Consider the following 16,468-nt stretch of genomic DNA (forward strand, 5'->3'; position numbering starts at 1 on the left):
ATGATGGAAAGCCTTCTCATTGCCAACAGGGGCGAGATCGCCTGCCGCATCATCCGCACGGCAAAGCGGCTCGGCATCCGCACGATCGCCGTCTATTCCGAGGCCGATGCCGGCTTGCCCTTCGTGAGAGCAGCCGACGAGGCAATCGCCATCGGCCCCTCCCCGGCCCGCGAAAGCTATCTCTCGCCGGATCGCATCCTGGAAGCCGCCCGCAAAACCGGTGCTGCCGCGATCCACCCCGGTTACGGTTTCCTGTCTGAAAATGCCGAATTTGCCGAAGCGGTTGAGAGGGCCGGCATCGTCTGGGTCGGCGCGCCCCCGGCTGCCATCCGGGCGATGGGACTGAAGGACGCCGCCAAACAATTGATGCAGTCAGCCGGCGTGCCGGTGACCCCCGGTTACCTCGGCCCGGACCAGAGCGAAGCAAGGCTCGCGGCCGAGGCCGATGCCATCGGTTATCCCGTGCTCATCAAGGCCATCGCCGGCGGCGGCGGCAAGGGCATGCGCCGCGTCGACCGGCGGGAGGATTTCACCGAGCTTCTTGGCTCCTGCCGCCGCGAGGCGTCGGCTTCCTTCGGCGACGATCGCGTTCTGATGGAACGCTATATCGGCAATCCGCGTCACATCGAGGTGCAGATCTTCGCCGACAAGCTCGGCAACTGCGTTCATCTCTTCGAACGCGATTGCTCGCTGCAGCGCCGTCACCAGAAGGTCATCGAAGAGGCCCCTGCCCCCGGCCTCGATGCCCCGACCCGGGCTGCGATCTGCGATGCAGCGGTAACGGCCGCAAAAGCGGTGAATTACCTCGGCGCCGGCACCATCGAATTCATCGCCGACGCCTCCTCCGGCCTGCATCCTGACCGCATCTGGTTCATGGAGATGAACACGCGGCTGCAGGTGGAACACCCGGTTACCGAGGCCATATCGGGGGAGGATCTGGTGCTCTGGCAGCTGAAGGTCGCAAGCGGCGAGCCGCTGCCGAAAAGCCAGGACGAAATCACCATGACCGGCTGGGCATTCGAAGCCAGGCTCTATGCCGAAAATCCCGCCGCCGGCTATCTGCCCTCGACCGGCCGGCTCGAACATCTCAAGCTCCCGGAAACTGTCCGGGTCGACAGCGGCGTCGAACAGGGCAATGAGATCACCGCCTTCTACGATCCGATGATTGCCAAGATCATTGCGCATGGACCGACCCGCGAGGCCGCACTGTCGAAGCTCGCAGCCGCCTGCGCCGGTATTGAGGTCTGGCCGGTCAGATCGAATGCCGGCCTGCTCGCCCGCATCGCCGTCGACCCGGATTTTCGCGCGGCACGGATCGATACCGGCTTCCTCGACCGCCACGGCGAAAGCCTTGTGACAAGCGAGCCTGATAAAACTGTCATCGACAGAGCCGCCACCGCACTTTCAAAGGATACGGATGGCGATCCCTGGTCAGAGCTGACCGGCTTCCGCATCGCCGGGGCGAGCGACAGCCGCGTGCGGCTGCGCATCGACGGTCACCTCCATTGGGGACGCGCGCGCCCCGATCTCGAAGCAAATGCCGTCGAGATGGACGAGACGACGGTGCTTTTCGATGCGGGTAATGCCTGGTCGATCGGCTTACCGCGCGCGAGCGAAATCGAAGCAAATCACGGCGTGGGCGACGGCGTGATCCTTTCGCCTATGCCCGGCCTCGTGATTTCGGTGGATGTCGCCGAAGGCGACCCTGTCGCCAAGGGGGATCGGTTGCTCACCGTCGAAGCCATGAAGATGGAACATTCGCTGCGGGCGCCCTTCGACGGCATCGTCGGCAAACTGCAGGTTTCCCCCGGCGTCAGGGTCTCGGAAAACCAGCCGGTCGCCAGCGTCATCAAGGAGCAGGACTGATGGCCGGCCGCTATTTCGACGAGTGGACGGTCGGCGACCGCATCGCCCATGAGATCCGCCGCACGGTCACCGAGACCGACAACCTGCTCTTTTCGACGCTCTCCCACAATCCGCAGCCGCTCCACCTCGATGCCGATTATGCGGCCGGCACCGAATTCGGCCGGATCGTCGTCAACGGCACCTTCACCTTTGCGCTGACCGTCGGCCTTTCGGTCGGCGACACCACGCTCGGCACGCTCGTCGCCAATCTCGGCTATGACAAGGTGACGATGCCGAAACCGGTCTTCATCGGCGATACGCTGCGGGTGGAAACGGAGGTGACGGAATTGCGCCGCTCGAACTCCCGCCCCGACGCCGGCATCGTCACCTTCCGGCACATCACCCTGAACCAGCGTGACGAGATCGTCTGCCAGTGCCTGCGCACGGCAATGCTGAAGGTGAAACCGTCATGAGGCTGCGCTCGCTGATTTTCGTGCCCGGCGATCGGCCGGAGCGTTTCGAGAAAGCGCTCGCCTCCGGCGCCGATGCCGTCATTCTCGATTTGGAAGATTCGGTTGCGCCTGCGAACAAGCCGCGCGCACGCGACGCCGTGCACGATTTCGTGTTGCACCGTGCCGGTGCGACCACTCTTATTATCCGCATCAATCCCCTGACCTCCCCTGAATTCGAAGCCGATCTTGCCGCCCTTAACGACCTTCATCCCTTCGCGATCATGTTGCCTAAGGCCGAAGGCGCTGCCTCCGTGCGCAGGCTCGCAGGCTCTCTCGCATCTGCTATTCCCATCCTGCCGATCGCTACCGAAACACCATCCGCGATCTTCGAGATCGGCAGTTACCGGGACGTCTCGCCGAACCTTTGCGGCCTGACCTGGGGTGCGGAGGACCTGCCCGCCGCGATTGGGGCTTCGACCGCCCGGAGGACGGATGGCCGTTATACGCCACCTTACGAACTTGCCCGCTCGCTGACGCTATTTGCGGCCCATGCCGCCGCCGTCCCCGCGATCGAAACCGTCTATCCGGATTTCCGCGATCTCAAGGGTCTGAGCGCCTATGTCGGCCGCGCCCGGCGCGACGGCTTTTCCGGCATGATGGCCATCCACCCGAGCCAGGTCGAAACGATCAATCTGGCCTTCACACCTGAGGCCTCCGAGATCGCCTGGGCAGAGCAAGTCGTTGCCGCCTTTGCCGCCAGGCCCGACGCCGGCGTCATCCAGCTTGATGGCCGCATGCTGGATTTGCCGCATCACAAGCTCGCGCTCCGCATTCTGGAAAGCGCCGGGCGATAGCCGCAGCCCTCCGGTGAACTAACCCGGTTTTGCAGTTTGCTTGGCGGCGACATGCTCCGGCTCGAGGTAACCGGCACCGACGGCGACGTATAGATCCACGTAGTCCTTGGCAACCTGCTGCACGGTGGCGGCAAGGCTTGCCTCAGCATCGGAGACCGAACGCTGTGCGTCCAGGATATCGAGCAGCGACGAGGCGCCCTCCTTGTAGCTCGTTGTGGAAAGTGCGAGCGATTCCTGCGACGTCTCTACCTGCCTGCGCAATGGTTGCAGCGTCTGCGTGTCGCGGCGAACCGCCGACAGCGCGTCTTCGACCTCCTCGACGCCGTTCAGCACCGCCGCTTTCCAGGCGAGATATTGGGTCTTGGCATCGGATTTCTCGATGTCGACATTCGCCCGCAATTTGCCGCCATCGAAGATCGGCAGGTTGAGCGATGGCCCGAAGGACCAGCTGGTCAGGCTTGCGCCGCTGGCGCCTGATGATTTCACCCAACTCGGCGAGATCGAACCGGAGAGCGAGATCGACGGGTAGAGCTGGGCTTCGGCAGCACCAATATCGGCAACGGCCGCCGTCAGCTCGCGCTCGGCCTTGCGGATATCGGGGCGGTTGCGGATGAGATCGGCCGGAATGCCGGCGCGAATATCGCCGCGAAAAACCGGCTGGCCGGCGCTCTTCTGCAGCTCGTCGACCAGCGAGGATGCCGGCATCCCAAGCAGCGTGGCAATGTGATGGGCCGATTCCGTAAAGCTCTTTTCGTGGCCGGGAACGTCGGCCTTTGTCGACTGCACTAGGCCCTCGGCCTGAACGACGTCGAGGCGGGAGGCCGCACCTGCCTTGAGCTGCAGCTGCGTGAGTTCGTAGGTCTGCTGGCGGGATTTCAAATTCGCCTGGGAAAGCGCGATACGCGCCTGATAGTAGCGGGCGTCGATATAGCTTTCGACAAGATCCTTCAGAAAGGTGAGCTTCGCATTGTCGGCCGTCGCATAGGCTGCCCCAAGCGAGGCAATCGCACTCTCCTTCGAGCGGCGGTACTGGCCGAAGACGTCGAGCAGCCAGGAAAGGCTGGCCTCACCGCCCATGGTGTTCGTGGTGCCGACCGTCGTGCGCAGCCGACCCTTCTCGCCGGATAGCGTGTGCGATCCGTCCACGCTCAGGCTCGGCAGGCCACCGGCGCCGGCAATGGTGACGTTGGCCGAAGCCGAGTTGATGCTCTCGAGTGCCTGCAGCACATCGAGGTTCTCGCTGAGGCCGTGGGCCACCAGGCCATCGAGCCGCTTGTCGCGGTAGGCCCTCCACCACTCAGCTGTCACGACATTGCCGTTGCTCTTGCTGCTCCCCTCTTCGAATTTGGCTGGAAGCGGCATCTCAGGGGGAACGTGGTCCGGACCGCTGACGCAACCTGCGAGCAGCAGTGTGAATGCCGATGCGGCGTAGCGGAGGGACGATAGTCTTGTGCGAAGCGAGGGAATCACTGGGGCCGCCTTCTGAACCGGGATCGTGCGTTCAGGCTTAGCGACGCCAGCGTTAATGGCGGTTAAGAAACTGTAAAGTTAGGTAAAAGCCGGCAGAAGGGATCAGCGCCTTCTCGGAAGCTCCAGGGTGATCGCCAGCCCCCCCGCCTCCGGCAATGCCGCATGCACGCGGCCGCCATGACGTTCGATGGCCTGCCTGGTGATGGCGAGACCGAGACCGTATCCGCCTCTTGGCACCGCCTCTTTGCCGCGAGAGAACGGCTGGAAAATCCGTTCGAGTTCATCGCGTTTGACGCCCGGCCCCTGATCCGCGACGCAGATTTTGAGACGGTCGGCTGCCGCCTCGCAGGACACTGAAATGGATGAATGCTCGGCCGTGTATTTGACCGCGTTGCGAACGACGTTTTCGAGCGCCCGGTAGATCAGTTCGCCTTCGACCTCGGCCCGGAAGCCGCCCTCGACACTCGTCGTGATCGAGACCTGCCGTGCCTGGGCTTCGAAGGCCGCATCGCCGAGAATTTCGTTCAGCAGCTCGATGACATCGACGGTCTGCGTCTTCAGCGGCAAGCCGGATCCCGCCGTCAACCTGGCAAGCGTCAGAACTTCGCCCACCAGCGCATCGAGCCGTTCGACCTCCCGGTCCATACCATCCAGCATGGCGCCGAGTTTGGCCGGGCTCTGCCGGAGCACGCCGACGGCAGCCTGCAGGCGTGACAAGGGCGAACGCAATTCATGGGAGACGTCATGGAACAGCCTCTGCTGCGCATCCTGAAGCTCCTGAAGCCGGGCGGCGGTGGAATCGAAATCATGCGCAAGTGCGGTGACCTCATCCCTGTGTCCCGCCATCTGGTCTCCGATACGGACGTCGAAACGGCCGTGGGCAAGCGCACTCAGGCCGTCGCGAAGGTGGACGACAGGACGAATGAGGTATCTGGCGAGTGCTGCCGCCGCGACCGTGCTCGAAACGAAAATCGAAAGCCACGGCACCAGCAGAGCCAGATTGTCCATAACGTTGAAAAAGAAGCTGGCTTCCGGCGCCACGGAAATCCGGTAGCAAATTCCGTCCTTGAGGACGGATCTCGCCTCTGCCGTGGTCGCGTCTGCGCAGGCAGTTGAATTGGCGATTTTCGACAGGGTCAGGCCAAGCGGCACCGCATCTTCGCTGGTGCGGACAAAGCGCGCGGCGGCGTCCTCGCCATCCCTTGCAAGCACGTTCGCCGTCAGCTTCAGAATGATCGCCCGCTCCTGGTACTCCCGATCGCGGCCGGGGGGTGGGATCTGAAACAGGTTGACGATCCCGATGATGATCGTGAGCGTCATTGCCAGCGTCAACCAGATCGTCGCGAAGAATTTCCAGAAAAGCCGGGGCATGGTCAGTCCACGAGAAGTTGATAGCCCTGACCGCGAACGGACTGGATCCAGGATTGTCCGTCCTCCCTCAATCCGAGCTTTTGACGAACGCTGCTGATATGGACGTCGATACGGCGATCGAACGGCGTGAGCGGCTTGCCGAAGGCCCGCTTCGAAATCTCCTGCTTCGACACGAGCTGGCCGGCGCTGCGGGCGAGAACCTCGAGCAGGCTGAACTCCGTGCCGGTCAGGTCAAGCGTTTCTCCGCGCCACTCGACGATCCTGCTGCCCGGATGGATCACCAGCCGCCCGGCCCTGACTGTGTCGATCGAGGCGCCTGCGGCCGGCTGACCGGCGCGGCGCAGGATAGCGCGCAATCTCGCAGCAAGTTCGCCCGGCGAGCATGGCTTCGGCACATAGTCGTCGGCGCCGAGATTGAGGCCCGATATCCTGTCGACGTCGTCGCCCCTTGCTGTCAGCATCAGAACGGGAACCTGGCTCAGTTTCCTGATCCGTTGCAGCACTTCGATGCCGTTCATCCGGGGCATCATGATGTCGAGCACGATGATGTCGACCGTATTACCGGCAGCCGCGGCAATGGCGGCGCGGCCGTCGGTGTCGGTTACGACGTCATATCCTTCCTCGACCAGATATTCCTGCAGAAGCGTCGTCAGCTCGGCATCGTCGTCGATGAGGAGAACCTTGTTCATTCGCGTTATCCATTATCAATCCCGGCAAGCCATACAGCACAAACCCGGTCAAGCGACCAAGTTTTACCCAACTTAACACTAACTTGACGGCACTTAACGTTCGCCGCGTTACTTATCCTGCCATGACATCGACGCGCGCCGAGACCCGGTTGCCATGCATGAACGGCAATCCTTCGTCGAATTGGCGCCGATCGGGAAAAAGGCGCCGGTGCCTTTGACCACAAGGAGTGCATCGTTGAGAAAACCGTCCGGAATAGTCGCCGCCGCTCTTGTTGCGGCAGCGCTGCTGCTTCCCCATCCTAACGCCATGGCGGATCAAGCCGCGGCACCTGCCCTTACCGTCTCCCTCGTGGCGCCGGCACAGCGAGACTGGCCAGAGACCGTTCCCGCAAGCGGCTGGTTGAAGCCGTGGCAGGAAGCCATAATCGCCTCCGAGACGAGCGGCCTGCGCATAACAGAAATCCTGGCCGACGTCGGCTCCGTGGTCAAAAAGGGGCAGCCTCTCGTCAACCTGTCACGCGACAGCGTGCTGGCCGACCTTCGCAAGCAGGAGGCGGCTGTCGTGACAGCCAAGGCAAAGCTGGTCAAGGCGAAGGCGGATGGGGACCGGGCGCGGCAGCTTCAGCCGTCAGGCGCCCTTTCGGACGAGAAGATCACCGAATATCTCGCCGATGAGCAGACGGCGATCGCCAGCGTCGATTCCGAACAGGCAGCTCTCGACAGCGAAAAGATCAAGCTCGACCAGACAACCATCACCGCCGTCGACGACGGACTGATCACCTCGCGCTCGGCCGAACTCGGCGCCGTCGTCTCGTCCGGCACCGAGTTGTTCCGCCTGGTTCGCCAGCAGCGGGTCGAATGGCAGGCCGAAGTATCAGCGCGCTACCTTCCACGTATCACCGAAGGACTGACCGTTAAAATCGACGGGCCGGACGGCCAGCCGGTTCAAGGCAAGGTGAGGCTTGTCGCGCCATCGGTCGATACCAGTACGAGCCGCGCGATCGTCTATGTGGCACTTCCCACGGACGTGCGCCCACGCGTCGGTCTTTATGTCACCGGCGCGATCGAACTCAGAACCACAGCGGCGTTGACGGTTCCGGAGACGGCAATCGTGTTTCGCGACGGGATCAACTACGTCTTCACGGCCGGGAAGGACAACCGGGTAAAACGGGTAAGGGTAGAGGCCGGCCGCCGCAACAACGGCGAAGTCGAGATCGTCTCGGGCATAGATCCGTCGGCGAAGGTGGTGACGTCGGGCGGCGCATTTCTGTCGGACAACGATCTCGTGAAGATTGCGGGAGAAGGCTGATGAATTTTTCCTCCTGGTCTATCCGCAATCCGGTACCGGCGATCCTGCTCTTTGCAATGCTTGCCGTCGGCGGGCTGCTGGCATTCAAGCATCTGCCGATCCAGAACTTCCCCGATATGGATCTCCCGACGATCAAGATCAGCGCCACGCTCGATGGCGCCGCGCCGACGCAGCTCGAGACGGAAGTCGCTCGTACGATCGAGGACAATCTTGCGTCGCTCAGCTATCTCGACCACATCACCACGACGATTACCGATGGCACGGTGTCGATCAGCGTATCCTTCAAACTGGACAAGGACAGCGAAACGGCCTTGAACGAGGTTCGCAACGCCGTCGACAGCGCCAAGGCCGACCTGCCGGCGCAGATGCAGACGCCGAGCGTCACCAAGGTTACCGTGCAGAATTCGGCGCTGGTCACCTACGCCATCCGGTCTGACGCCCTCGACGAAACCGAGCTCTCCTGGTTCGTCGACAACGATCTGACAAAGGCACTGCTGTCGGTACAGGGTGTCGGGCAGGTCAGTCGCATCGGCGGCATCGACCGTGAGGTTCACGTCGATCTCGACCCCAAGGCGATGGCCACGTTCGGCGTCACGGCGGCCACGGTCTCGGCTCAATTGAAATCGGTCCAGGCGGATACGTCAGGCGGCCTCGGAGAAATCGGCGGCACCCGCCAGACATTGCGCACACTCGGCGCCGTGGCCTCGATCGATGCGCTGAAGGAACTGCGAATCCCCCTGGCGAACGGCCAACAGGTTCGCCTCGACGACGTCGCCTCCGTTACCGACAGCTTCGCCGAACGGTCCTCGATCGCCTATCTCGACGGCAAACCGGTCATTGCAGTCGAGGTCAAGCGGTCGAACGGGTTTTCCGACAGCGGCGTCGCTGATGCCGTCGACAAGGCGGTCAAGCAGTTTGCAGCCGGGCATGCCAACGTAGAGATCGGCGAGGCCTACAGCACGATCGGCCCGATCATCGACAATTACGATGGTTCGATGCACATGCTGTTTGAAGGGGGGATCCTGGCGATCATCGTCGTCTGGCTATTCCTCCGCGACTGGCGCGCGACGATCCTGTCGGCCGTGGCGCTGCCCTTGTCCGTTATCCCGACCTTCCTAGTCATGTACCTCTGCGGCTTCAGCCTGAACATTATCACGCTGCTGGCGCTATCGCTCGTGGTCGGCATTCTCGTCGACGACGCCATCGTCGAGATCGAGAACATCGCCCGTCACCTGCAGATGGGCAAACGGCCCATCGATGCCGCCCTCGAAGCCGCCAACGAGATCGGGCTCGCCGTCATTGCAACCACCTTCACGCTGGTCGCAGTCTTCCTGCCAACGGCCTTCATGAGTGGCATTCCGGGGCTTCTGTTCCGCCAGTTCGGGGTGACCGCCGCCGTTGCGGTCCTCGCCTCGCTCGTCGTCGCCCGTTTGTTGACGCCGATGATGGCCGCCTATTTCATGAAGGCCCATCCGACGGAGGAAAAGGATGGCCGCATCATGCGCGTCTATCTGGCAATCGTGAAGGCGGCCATGAACCGCAGGAAGACCACGGTGGCCGTGACCGCCGTTGTCGTGGCGTTTTCGCTTTCAACCATCCCCTTGTTGAAATCGGGGTTCCTGCCGGCTTCCGACGATGCGCGAACCGAGATCACCCTGACCATGCAGCCGGGCGCCACCATCGAGCAGACGGATGCTGCAACCAGGCAGGCAGCAACCATCGTCGGCAAGCTGCAAGATGTGACGCGGGTGTTTTCCGCGGTCGGTTCCGCCTCCTCGGGGGGCGGGCCGGGCGCCAGCACCACGAGCGATGTCGGATCCGCCACGCTCGTCGCCATGCTGTCGCCCATCGGTGAACGTGACCGCAAGCAGTCGGAGATCGAAAACGACATCCGGCAGGCTCTTTCGGTCATTCCCGGCGTGCGGGTCGCGGTCGGCGGTGGCGCCAACGGCACGAAACTCGAGATCACCCTTGCCAGTGACGATGCCAACGCCCTCGACAGTGCGAGCACGGCGTTCGAAGAACAGCTGCGCACGCTGCCGGGCATCGGCGCGGTGACATCGACCGCATCCCGGCAGGCACCCGAAATCCAGATCACCCCCGATTTTGCGCGCGCTGCAGCGCTCGGGGTGACGTCGAGCGCGATTGCCGAAGCGGTACGCGTAGCAACCAACGGTGAATATTCTTCTGATTTGCCGAAGCTCAATCTGCCGCAGCGCCAGGTCCCGATCGTCGTCCGCTTCAACCCCGAGACACGCACCAATCTCGACGATATCAAGAACATGCGCGTGGTCGGGACGAACGGGAACGTCGATCTCGGATCGATTGCCGATATCCGGATCGGCGGCAGTCCCTCCGAGATCGATCGGATCGACCGCATGCGCAACGTCACCCTTTCCGTCGAGCTCAACGGCCGCATCCTGGGCGACGTCAACCGCGAGGCGCAGGCTCTGCCGGCGCTGCGGCACCTGCCGCCGGGCGTCACCCTTGTCGAACAAGGCGAACTTCAGCGCAGTTCGGAGCTGTTCCAGAGCTTTGCGCTGGCAATGGCAATTGGCGTCTTCTGCATCTATGCGGTCCTCGTCCTGCTCTTCCACGATTTCCTGCAGCCGTTCACCCTGCTGATGGCTCTGCCGCTCTCGCTCGGCGGCGCGCTGCTGCCGCTGGTGATGACCGACACCAGCTTCTCGATGGCGGCGGTTATCGGGCTGCTCATGCTGATGGGTGTGGTGACGAAGAACTCCATCCTGCTGATCGAATATGCGATTATGTCGCGCCGCCAGGGCATGTCCAGGTTCGATGCCCTCGTGGATGCCTGCCACAAACGGGCGCGGCCGATTATCATGACCACCATCGCCATGGCTTCGGGCATGCTTCCGGTCGCTCTCAGCCTGACCGGCGGCGATTCGAGCTTCCGCCAACCGATGGCCATCGTCGTGATCGGCGGCGTAATGATGTCGACGCTGCTCAGCCTGATCGTCATTCCCGTCATCTTCACCTTCGTCGATGACCTGGAACAGATCCTCAAGCGGTTGCTAGGCCGGATCGGTCTCGCCCAGGAGATCGCTGGGGATAAGCCGCATGCGTCCAACGATCACGCGGCGATCACCTTCAAGCCGGAGCAATCAAGACGGGGCAGTCAGAGATGATCTCCATTCCCCGAGCGGTTGGGCAGATGATCCTGCACCGGACAACGGCCGGTGACGGCAACCTCTTCGGTCGCGTTCCCTCCCCCGGAACAAGGCCGCGGGACGTGTTCCCCCGCAGGCGGCCTCAAGCCGCCTGCGCGTCCTGCTATCCAATTGACAGCGGCTCCATCGCTTCGAAATCAGGTAAGGCGCGACTGGCGTAGCCGATTGCCGTCAGCGAGCCGATGTCGATCCGGCCACCGCGGATCGACAGGAGCGGCCCGTCGGCGCCTTGCTCGTAAAGATCCGGGTGGGCCGCGGCAAAGCGCGCTTTCTCCGCGTGTGGCGCACCCTGCATACCGGCCACATAGTGATGACCGTTGCGCTCGACATGGGAAAGGCCGAGCAATGAAACGAGCGCCAGATCCTGCTGCACCGCAAGCCCGGCCTGGCAGGTCAAATCCTCGCCCGAGAGGAAAAGCCCTGGCACACCTCCCGTCCTGATGCGGATCGCTTTGATCAGCGAGCGGTAGATGCCCTTGCAGGTTTTCACGGAGACGCCGGTATAACCAAGCTTCCGGGCGCGGGCGAAGGCCTCGTCGCCGTCGTCACTCTCGTCGATCAGGAAAGGCAGTTGCGCCGCCAGCTCCCCGAGCGGCGTTTGCATGGTGATCTCGCGCGAGAACGGCTGTTCGACAAAGGCGATGGCCGCACGCAGCCTCGCCAGCCGCGATATTGAATCGATCCGCGACAGCAAGGCGCCAAGCTGCTCGGCGGCGCCGAACTGTTCGTTGCCGTCAACCGTCACCCGGTAGTCGGGCAGGCGATCCAAGACGGCGGCGATCCGCGCCAGGCGGTCGACATCCGCATCGACCGTGCCCGAAAGCTTGATCTTGAACCAATGGTTGCCGTAGCGCTCTATCACCGCCTCGAGACTCTGCGGCAGGCCGTCATCGACGGGATTTTCGATATCGCTCTCGGTGATCGGATCGAGAAGCCCGATCGTATGCCGGGCTGAGATCGAACCGGCAGGACGAAGGCCGGCAAGCACGGCGGAAGCGGCAGCCGCGTCGATATCGCCGGGCAGCATCGGGCCACCGACGCCGACGAGGTTGCGGCGCACCGCATCGAAGAAGGAAAGCCCCCTAAGGCGGCAATAGGCATCGAGCGCGGCACGGGCGATGAGCGAAGGGCCGAAACCGGCGGCCAGCGGATTTCCAGGCAGGCGCCGCACGGTCTCCAACTCGTTCAGCCGGGCGGCGGTAAACAATGTCGTCGGCTCGGACGCTTCGAGCGAGGCGGCGGCTGCGGCGCGGATCGAGGCGCGCAATTGGTCTACATTCTGTGCCGGCGTCAGCGCCGGGTTTTTGTCGAACCATTTCGGCACCATCATTTCGGCGGCACCGCCGATGGCGGATTTCCCTTCCTCATCCTCAACGCGCACTCTGAGGAAGGCCTGCGTCGCCCTTTCGAGGGTTGCCGCACCAAAACGGAACGGCAGGCGCAGGCTGATATCGCGCTCGAAAGCGTCGATCTCGACAATTCTGACGCCCGGCGCCGTCACGGGATCTCCCACGCTTCTGTCCATGGTCATGCCATCCGGTCGAGCATGGCGCTCGACACTTCGTGCTGGAGCGGTTCCCGGCGCAGCAGTCGGCCGATCTCGTCCACCATGGCCTGACCCTGGGCGAAATGTGCCTCTTCGGTGTGGCCGGCGGCATGCGGCGAAATCGTGACATTGGCGAGTGCGGGGTCGCGGAAGGGACTGTCCAGCGGCAGCGGTTCATTGTCGAAGACATCAAGGGCCGCCTCGATACGGCCGGAGCGGATCTCGGCGAGCAACGCCGCCTCATCGACCAGCTCGGCGCGCGCCGTGTTGATGAACAGCGAGCCGGAGCGCAGCAGCGCCAGTTCACGGGCGCCGATCATCCGCCGCGTTTCCGGCAGGACAGGCGCATGCAGGGAAATTACATCGCTCTCAGTGAGCGCATCGTCCAGTCCGGTGCTGACGACGCCGAGTGCTGCGGCCTCGCTGTCGCTGAGATAGGGATCGACGACCAGCACGCGGCAGCCGAAGGGAACGAGCAGGCGTATGACCGCCCGCCCGACATAGCCGGCGCCGACGATGCCGACTGTTCTGGCACCAAGCAATCTTTGCGGCACGGCGGCACGGACGTCGAGCCATTCGCCGCCCTTGCGCAATCGCTGATGCAGCCGATGAATGCCGCGCATGGCGAGCAACGCTTCGGCGACGACGAACTCGGCGACCGAGGCGGCGATTTTCGAAGCGGCATGGGTGACGCGGAGGCCCTCGTCGAACAGGCGGGCGGGGACAAGCGTGCGGATGCTGCCGGCCGAATGGGCGACGAGGGCGAGTTGCGGATGGCGCTGGCGCGCGGCGGGATCGAAGGGCGGCGTGCCCCATCCGGTGAGGCATGCCGCGGCACCCTGCAGCAGCCGGTCGACATCGGCAGCGTCAATTGTGGCGTCACTCGGCCAACGCACCTCCCCGAGGGCGTTCAACTGGGCGACTGCCGCATCGTCCAACATCATCCGGCGGGTCTTTTCGGTCAAAAGAACGGCGATGACGGGAGCCTGTTTACTCATGATTCTGCTCTTTCGCTGCGGCGACCAGGCGCCTGAGATGGGAAAGATCGGCGCGGACCTTGTCGAGCGCCTGCTGCCGGGGGACCCGGTATTGCGACTGCACCGAGAGCACGCCGGTAAATCCGGTAGCCGCCAGATGCGGGACGATTTCGTTCCACGGCACCATGCCCTCGTCGAGGCCGTACCAATCCGAATGCCAGGCGCGCTGGCCGTCGGCCCCGTAGGCGCCGGGAAACCAGCCGCAATTCTTGACGCCCATGCAGCAGAACCACCGATCGAGAAGATCGAGGGTCAGACGCCAGTCCTCGCTGCCCTCGCGAATGATCTGGTTGGCCGGATCGAGATAGGCGCCGATCCTGATCGGATCGCGCCCGGCCAGCAATTGCATCGCCAGCGCGCCCGAGCTGTGCAGTGTCCCGCCGTGAAGCTGGATCGTCAGCTGGATGCCGAACTGTTCGGCGAGACGCTCGAAACCATCGAGATCACGGCTGGCTTCATCGACCTGTTCCTTCCAGCGCCGCGACGGATCATAGCGCCAGAAGCCGAGCCGGACCTGCCCGATGCCGACCTCGCCACAGTAGCCCAGCAGCCAGGACGCGGCAGTGTCGGGCCGTGTCGAATCGATCGTCGCCATCGGGATGCGCAGACCGGCTGCGGCAAAGAGCTTTGCAGCCTTGACGATTTCCTCCGGCCTATCGGGAGAAACGGCGTGGCCGTCGCGAACGAGAAGATCGGCACAGTCGAAACCCAGCCCAGCCGTGATTTCTGCCGCCTTATCCAGCGGCAGGCCTTCCAGAGTCTTGGTGAAATAGGCGATATCCATGGTTCAGATCCACGAGGAGGAGCGTTCTCCCGAGCGAAGGACACAAAGCTCGCTGTGGCGGCCAAAGGCATCGCGGGCACGCACCGCGTATTGCGCTCCCTGCGGCGGCGACATGTGCAGGAATGCCGTCGAGATCAGCGGCACGGGACTGACCTTTTCGAAAGACTTGCCGTCGGTGCTGATAAGGACATCGTAGAAGATGGCCGGACCGGTATCGCCGGCCGCCCAGAACAGCATCCGCTCCTCCCGGCCGCCAAGACCGAGGTAACGTTCGACGACGAGACCGGTGGGTGCGGCGGGAGGCGCCCCGCTATCGGGAACGACAAGCACCTGCGTCAGCGACGGCAACGGCACGTCCAGATCGACGCTGATCCGCCCCTCTTCGCATGCGACGAGGCTGATTGGATGCAGCAGAGCGGGCTCCTGCGCGCGGCGCAGTTCGGCAAACTGCGCTTCATCAGGTTGGGGCGGCGCGCCGACCGGCTCGAAGGGTCCGCGGGGATTGCTTTCGTCCCGCTGGGCCTCCCAGACCTCCATCGGATTGGTGAATTCCTCATCGATGCGTAGCAGGCAAAGTGCGTGGCGGCCGGGAACCAGCCCCTCCACCTCAAGGCGGACCGCGGTCCGGCCCGAACGGTTGATGGCATCGACGCTGTGAATGAGGCTGATGGAGACACCGCCGCCCGGCAGCCGGGTCGGCAGGATCGCCAGTCCATCCTGGTCGGGCGCCAGCGGCGGCTCAGCCGTCACCTTGCAGATGGTATCGCCGAGCGTTGCCAGCAGTTCCATCGATGTGAGGCCGGGCTTCTTGATGATGTCGAAGGGTGGCGCACGATCGATGTCCGTCACCAGCGTATCGAGATCGGTCTTGTGTTCCCACTGCGCCTTGGTGAAATTGCGCGAACCGAAATAGGCAAAGATTGTGCGCTGGCTCCAGCCGCCGATAAAGGCGTGGTCATTGCTGAGGAAGGTGAAATTTGCGGCTTTCGGGGCAATGATGCGCCGGTCGTGCTGTTCGATGATGCGGGCGATGATCCCGGCGTAATAGGCCTTGCCGTGCCAGCTATGGTGATCGCTCCAGCCGAGTTGCGGGTCGCATTCGTCGTTGACGATCGGCAGGCCCGCAAGCCGCGGGTGGTGCTCCTTGAGATAGTCGACGACCAGAAGCGTGCGGTCGACGATGGCGTTCGTCTTCGGGGTCAGGTCGTCCTTGCTGCCGTTGACGCCCTTTTCGTGGATCGAGATATAGTCGATGCGCGGCGGCCCGTCGCCGGTCAGGCAGCTCGTGCCGCTGTCGCAATGGGCCATGAGGGCGCGAAAGATCGGCGAGAGCGTGCGGGCAGTACCCGGCCCGCCCATCGGTAGGCTCGGGTCGATGGCCTCGAGGCCTGCGATACAAGCGTCGTAATAGTTGGCGTAGCCCTTGACCCCGTAGGTCCACCAGCCGGAGTCGGCTTCGTTGGTCGTTTCGAAATACCAGCTGCGCAATTCGTCCATGCCATAACGCGCGCCGTAGCGGTCCACCGTCACTGTGACGAGATCGCGCCAGCGTTTGACCTGATCCATGTCCTCATAATCGGTGAATAGACCGGACGGATTGCCCATCAACTCGAAAAACGGCTTCAGACGGTGTTCGATCATCACGTCGAGCGCGCGGTCGAGCAGGGACCAGTCGTAGACAACCCTGCCCTCGCCGCCGGTCGAGCGCAGCAGATTGTAGAGATAGTGCACCCGCAGGTACCTGATGCCCTCGTTCGGCAGGCCGCCGATATAGGCGAGCATCTGGCGCATCTCGGGTTCGAGCAGCAACTCGGCAGGCGAAAAGCCGGTGCCGCGCCAGAACCGGTTGAACGGGCGGAGCGCTTGGCTGGCATCAACATTTATTCGCGTACGTTCACGCATGGATCGTCTCTCCTCGGG

At 63.3% G+C, this 16,468-nt stretch carries 12 protein-coding genes; 5 read left to right on the plus strand and 7 right to left on the minus strand.

Going from position 1 to position 16,468, the window contains the following annotated elements:
- From RLEG4DRAFT_RS14130 to RLEG4DRAFT_RS14140, 3 genes are read left to right on the plus strand one after another with little or no spacing between them, the layout of a single operon-like run.
- A complete protein-coding gene (locus tag RLEG4DRAFT_RS14130) occupies positions 1 to 1,866 on the plus strand; it encodes an acetyl/propionyl/methylcrotonyl-CoA carboxylase subunit alpha (RefSeq protein ID WP_003577512.1) in 1,866 nt (621 codons plus the stop codon).
- The gene (locus RLEG4DRAFT_RS14135) at positions 1,866 to 2,318 is read left to right on the plus strand and encodes a MaoC family dehydratase (protein ID WP_003577514.1); all 453 of its coding nucleotides are present in this window, start codon (positions 1,866 to 1,868) and stop codon (positions 2,316 to 2,318) included. Before RLEG4DRAFT_RS14130 ends, RLEG4DRAFT_RS14135 begins: the two co-directional genes overlap by 1 nt.
- Positions 2,315 to 3,151, plus strand: coding sequence for an HpcH/HpaI aldolase/citrate lyase family protein (locus RLEG4DRAFT_RS14140; protein WP_003577515.1), 837 nt, complete (start codon positions 2,315 to 2,317; stop codon positions 3,149 to 3,151). The genes RLEG4DRAFT_RS14135 and RLEG4DRAFT_RS14140 overlap by 4 nt, the downstream gene beginning before the upstream one ends.
- A gap of 18 nt (positions 3,152 to 3,169) precedes the next feature.
- On the opposite strand, the gene RLEG4DRAFT_RS14145 is transcribed toward RLEG4DRAFT_RS14140, so the two are convergent.
- The 3 genes from RLEG4DRAFT_RS14145 to RLEG4DRAFT_RS14155 all read right to left on the minus strand — a co-directional run bounded on the left by RLEG4DRAFT_RS14145 (position 3,170) and on the right by RLEG4DRAFT_RS14155 (position 6,681).
- Positions 3,170 to 4,621, minus strand: a complete 1,452-nt coding sequence (locus tag RLEG4DRAFT_RS14145) for an efflux transporter outer membrane subunit (protein WP_003577517.1) — start codon at positions 4,619 to 4,621, stop codon at positions 3,170 to 3,172.
- A 102-nt stretch (positions 4,622 to 4,723) separates the two neighbouring features.
- Positions 4,724 to 5,992 carry a HAMP domain-containing sensor histidine kinase gene (locus RLEG4DRAFT_RS14150; RefSeq protein WP_003577519.1) on the minus strand — a complete coding sequence of 423 codons (1,269 nt, stop codon included), beginning with the start codon at positions 5,990 to 5,992 and terminating at the stop codon, positions 4,724 to 4,726.
- 2 nt (positions 5,993 to 5,994) lie between these two features.
- Positions 5,995 to 6,681: a response regulator gene (locus tag RLEG4DRAFT_RS14155; RefSeq protein ID WP_003577522.1), complete on the minus strand. Its 687-nt coding sequence runs from the start codon at positions 6,679 to 6,681 to the stop codon at positions 5,995 to 5,997.
- Between the two features lie 235 nt (positions 6,682 to 6,916).
- Between RLEG4DRAFT_RS14155 and RLEG4DRAFT_RS14160 the strand changes: the two genes are divergently transcribed.
- Positions 6,917 to 7,990, plus strand: coding sequence for an efflux RND transporter periplasmic adaptor subunit (locus RLEG4DRAFT_RS14160; protein ID WP_003577524.1), 1,074 nt, complete (start codon positions 6,917 to 6,919; stop codon positions 7,988 to 7,990).
- Positions 7,990 to 11,139: an efflux RND transporter permease subunit gene (locus tag RLEG4DRAFT_RS14165; protein ID WP_003577526.1), complete on the plus strand. Its 3,150-nt coding sequence runs from the start codon at positions 7,990 to 7,992 to the stop codon at positions 11,137 to 11,139. The genes RLEG4DRAFT_RS14160 and RLEG4DRAFT_RS14165 overlap by 1 nt, the downstream gene beginning before the upstream one ends.
- 145 nt (positions 11,140 to 11,284) lie before the next feature.
- Here RLEG4DRAFT_RS14165 and RLEG4DRAFT_RS14170 read toward each other — a convergent pair whose 3' ends face one another.
- Genes RLEG4DRAFT_RS14170 through RLEG4DRAFT_RS14185 form a run of 4 tightly spaced genes read right to left on the minus strand, consistent with a single transcriptional unit; the run spans position 11,285 to position 16,450 of the window.
- Positions 11,285 to 12,712: a mandelate racemase gene (locus RLEG4DRAFT_RS14170; RefSeq protein WP_037093606.1), complete on the minus strand. Its 1,428-nt coding sequence runs from the start codon at positions 12,710 to 12,712 to the stop codon at positions 11,285 to 11,287.
- Positions 12,709 to 13,725, minus strand: coding sequence for a hydroxyacid dehydrogenase (locus RLEG4DRAFT_RS14175; protein ID WP_003577529.1), 1,017 nt, complete (start codon positions 13,723 to 13,725; stop codon positions 12,709 to 12,711). Before RLEG4DRAFT_RS14175 ends, RLEG4DRAFT_RS14170 begins: the two co-directional genes overlap by 4 nt.
- Positions 13,718 to 14,548 carry a sugar phosphate isomerase/epimerase family protein gene (locus RLEG4DRAFT_RS14180; RefSeq protein WP_003577531.1) on the minus strand — a complete coding sequence of 277 codons (831 nt, stop codon included), beginning with the start codon at positions 14,546 to 14,548 and terminating at the stop codon, positions 13,718 to 13,720. The genes RLEG4DRAFT_RS14175 and RLEG4DRAFT_RS14180 overlap by 8 nt, the downstream gene beginning before the upstream one ends.
- 3 nt (positions 14,549 to 14,551) lie before the next feature.
- A complete protein-coding gene (locus tag RLEG4DRAFT_RS14185) occupies positions 14,552 to 16,450 on the minus strand; it encodes a GH39 family glycosyl hydrolase (protein ID WP_003577533.1) in 1,899 nt (632 codons plus the stop codon).
- Between the last annotated feature and the right edge of the window lie 18 nt (positions 16,451 to 16,468).

The organism is Rhizobium leguminosarum bv. trifolii WSM2297 (assembly GCF_000271845.1).

Bases quoted from the DNA above. Each gene is read 5' to 3' on its own strand.
- RLEG4DRAFT_RS14185 (WP_003577533.1), bottom strand. From the start codon at position 16,450: ATGCGTGAACGTACGCGAATAAATGTTGATGCCAGCCAAGCGCTCCGC.
- RLEG4DRAFT_RS14135 (WP_003577514.1), top strand. From the start codon at position 1,866: ATGGCCGGCCGCTATTTCGACGAGTGGACGGTCGGCGACCGCATCGCC.
- RLEG4DRAFT_RS14140 (WP_003577515.1), top strand. From the start codon at position 2,315: ATGAGGCTGCGCTCGCTGATTTTCGTGCCCGGCGATCGGCCGGAGCGT.
- RLEG4DRAFT_RS14180 (WP_003577531.1), bottom strand. From the start codon at position 14,548: ATGGATATCGCCTATTTCACCAAGACTCTGGAAGGCCTGCCGCTGGAT.
- RLEG4DRAFT_RS14170 (WP_037093606.1), bottom strand. From the start codon at position 12,712: ATGACCATGGACAGAAGCGTGGGAGATCCCGTGACGGCGCCGGGCGTC.
- RLEG4DRAFT_RS14150 (WP_003577519.1), bottom strand. From the start codon at position 5,992: ATGCCCCGGCTTTTCTGGAAATTCTTCGCGACGATCTGGTTGACGCTG.
- RLEG4DRAFT_RS14130 (WP_003577512.1), top strand. From the start codon at position 1: ATGATGGAAAGCCTTCTCATTGCCAACAGGGGCGAGATCGCCTGCCGC.
- RLEG4DRAFT_RS14175 (WP_003577529.1), bottom strand. From the start codon at position 13,725: ATGAGTAAACAGGCTCCCGTCATCGCCGTTCTTTTGACCGAAAAGACC.
- RLEG4DRAFT_RS14155 (WP_003577522.1), bottom strand. From the start codon at position 6,681: ATGAACAAGGTTCTCCTCATCGACGACGATGCCGAGCTGACGACGCTT.
- RLEG4DRAFT_RS14165 (WP_003577526.1), top strand. From the start codon at position 7,990: ATGAATTTTTCCTCCTGGTCTATCCGCAATCCGGTACCGGCGATCCTG.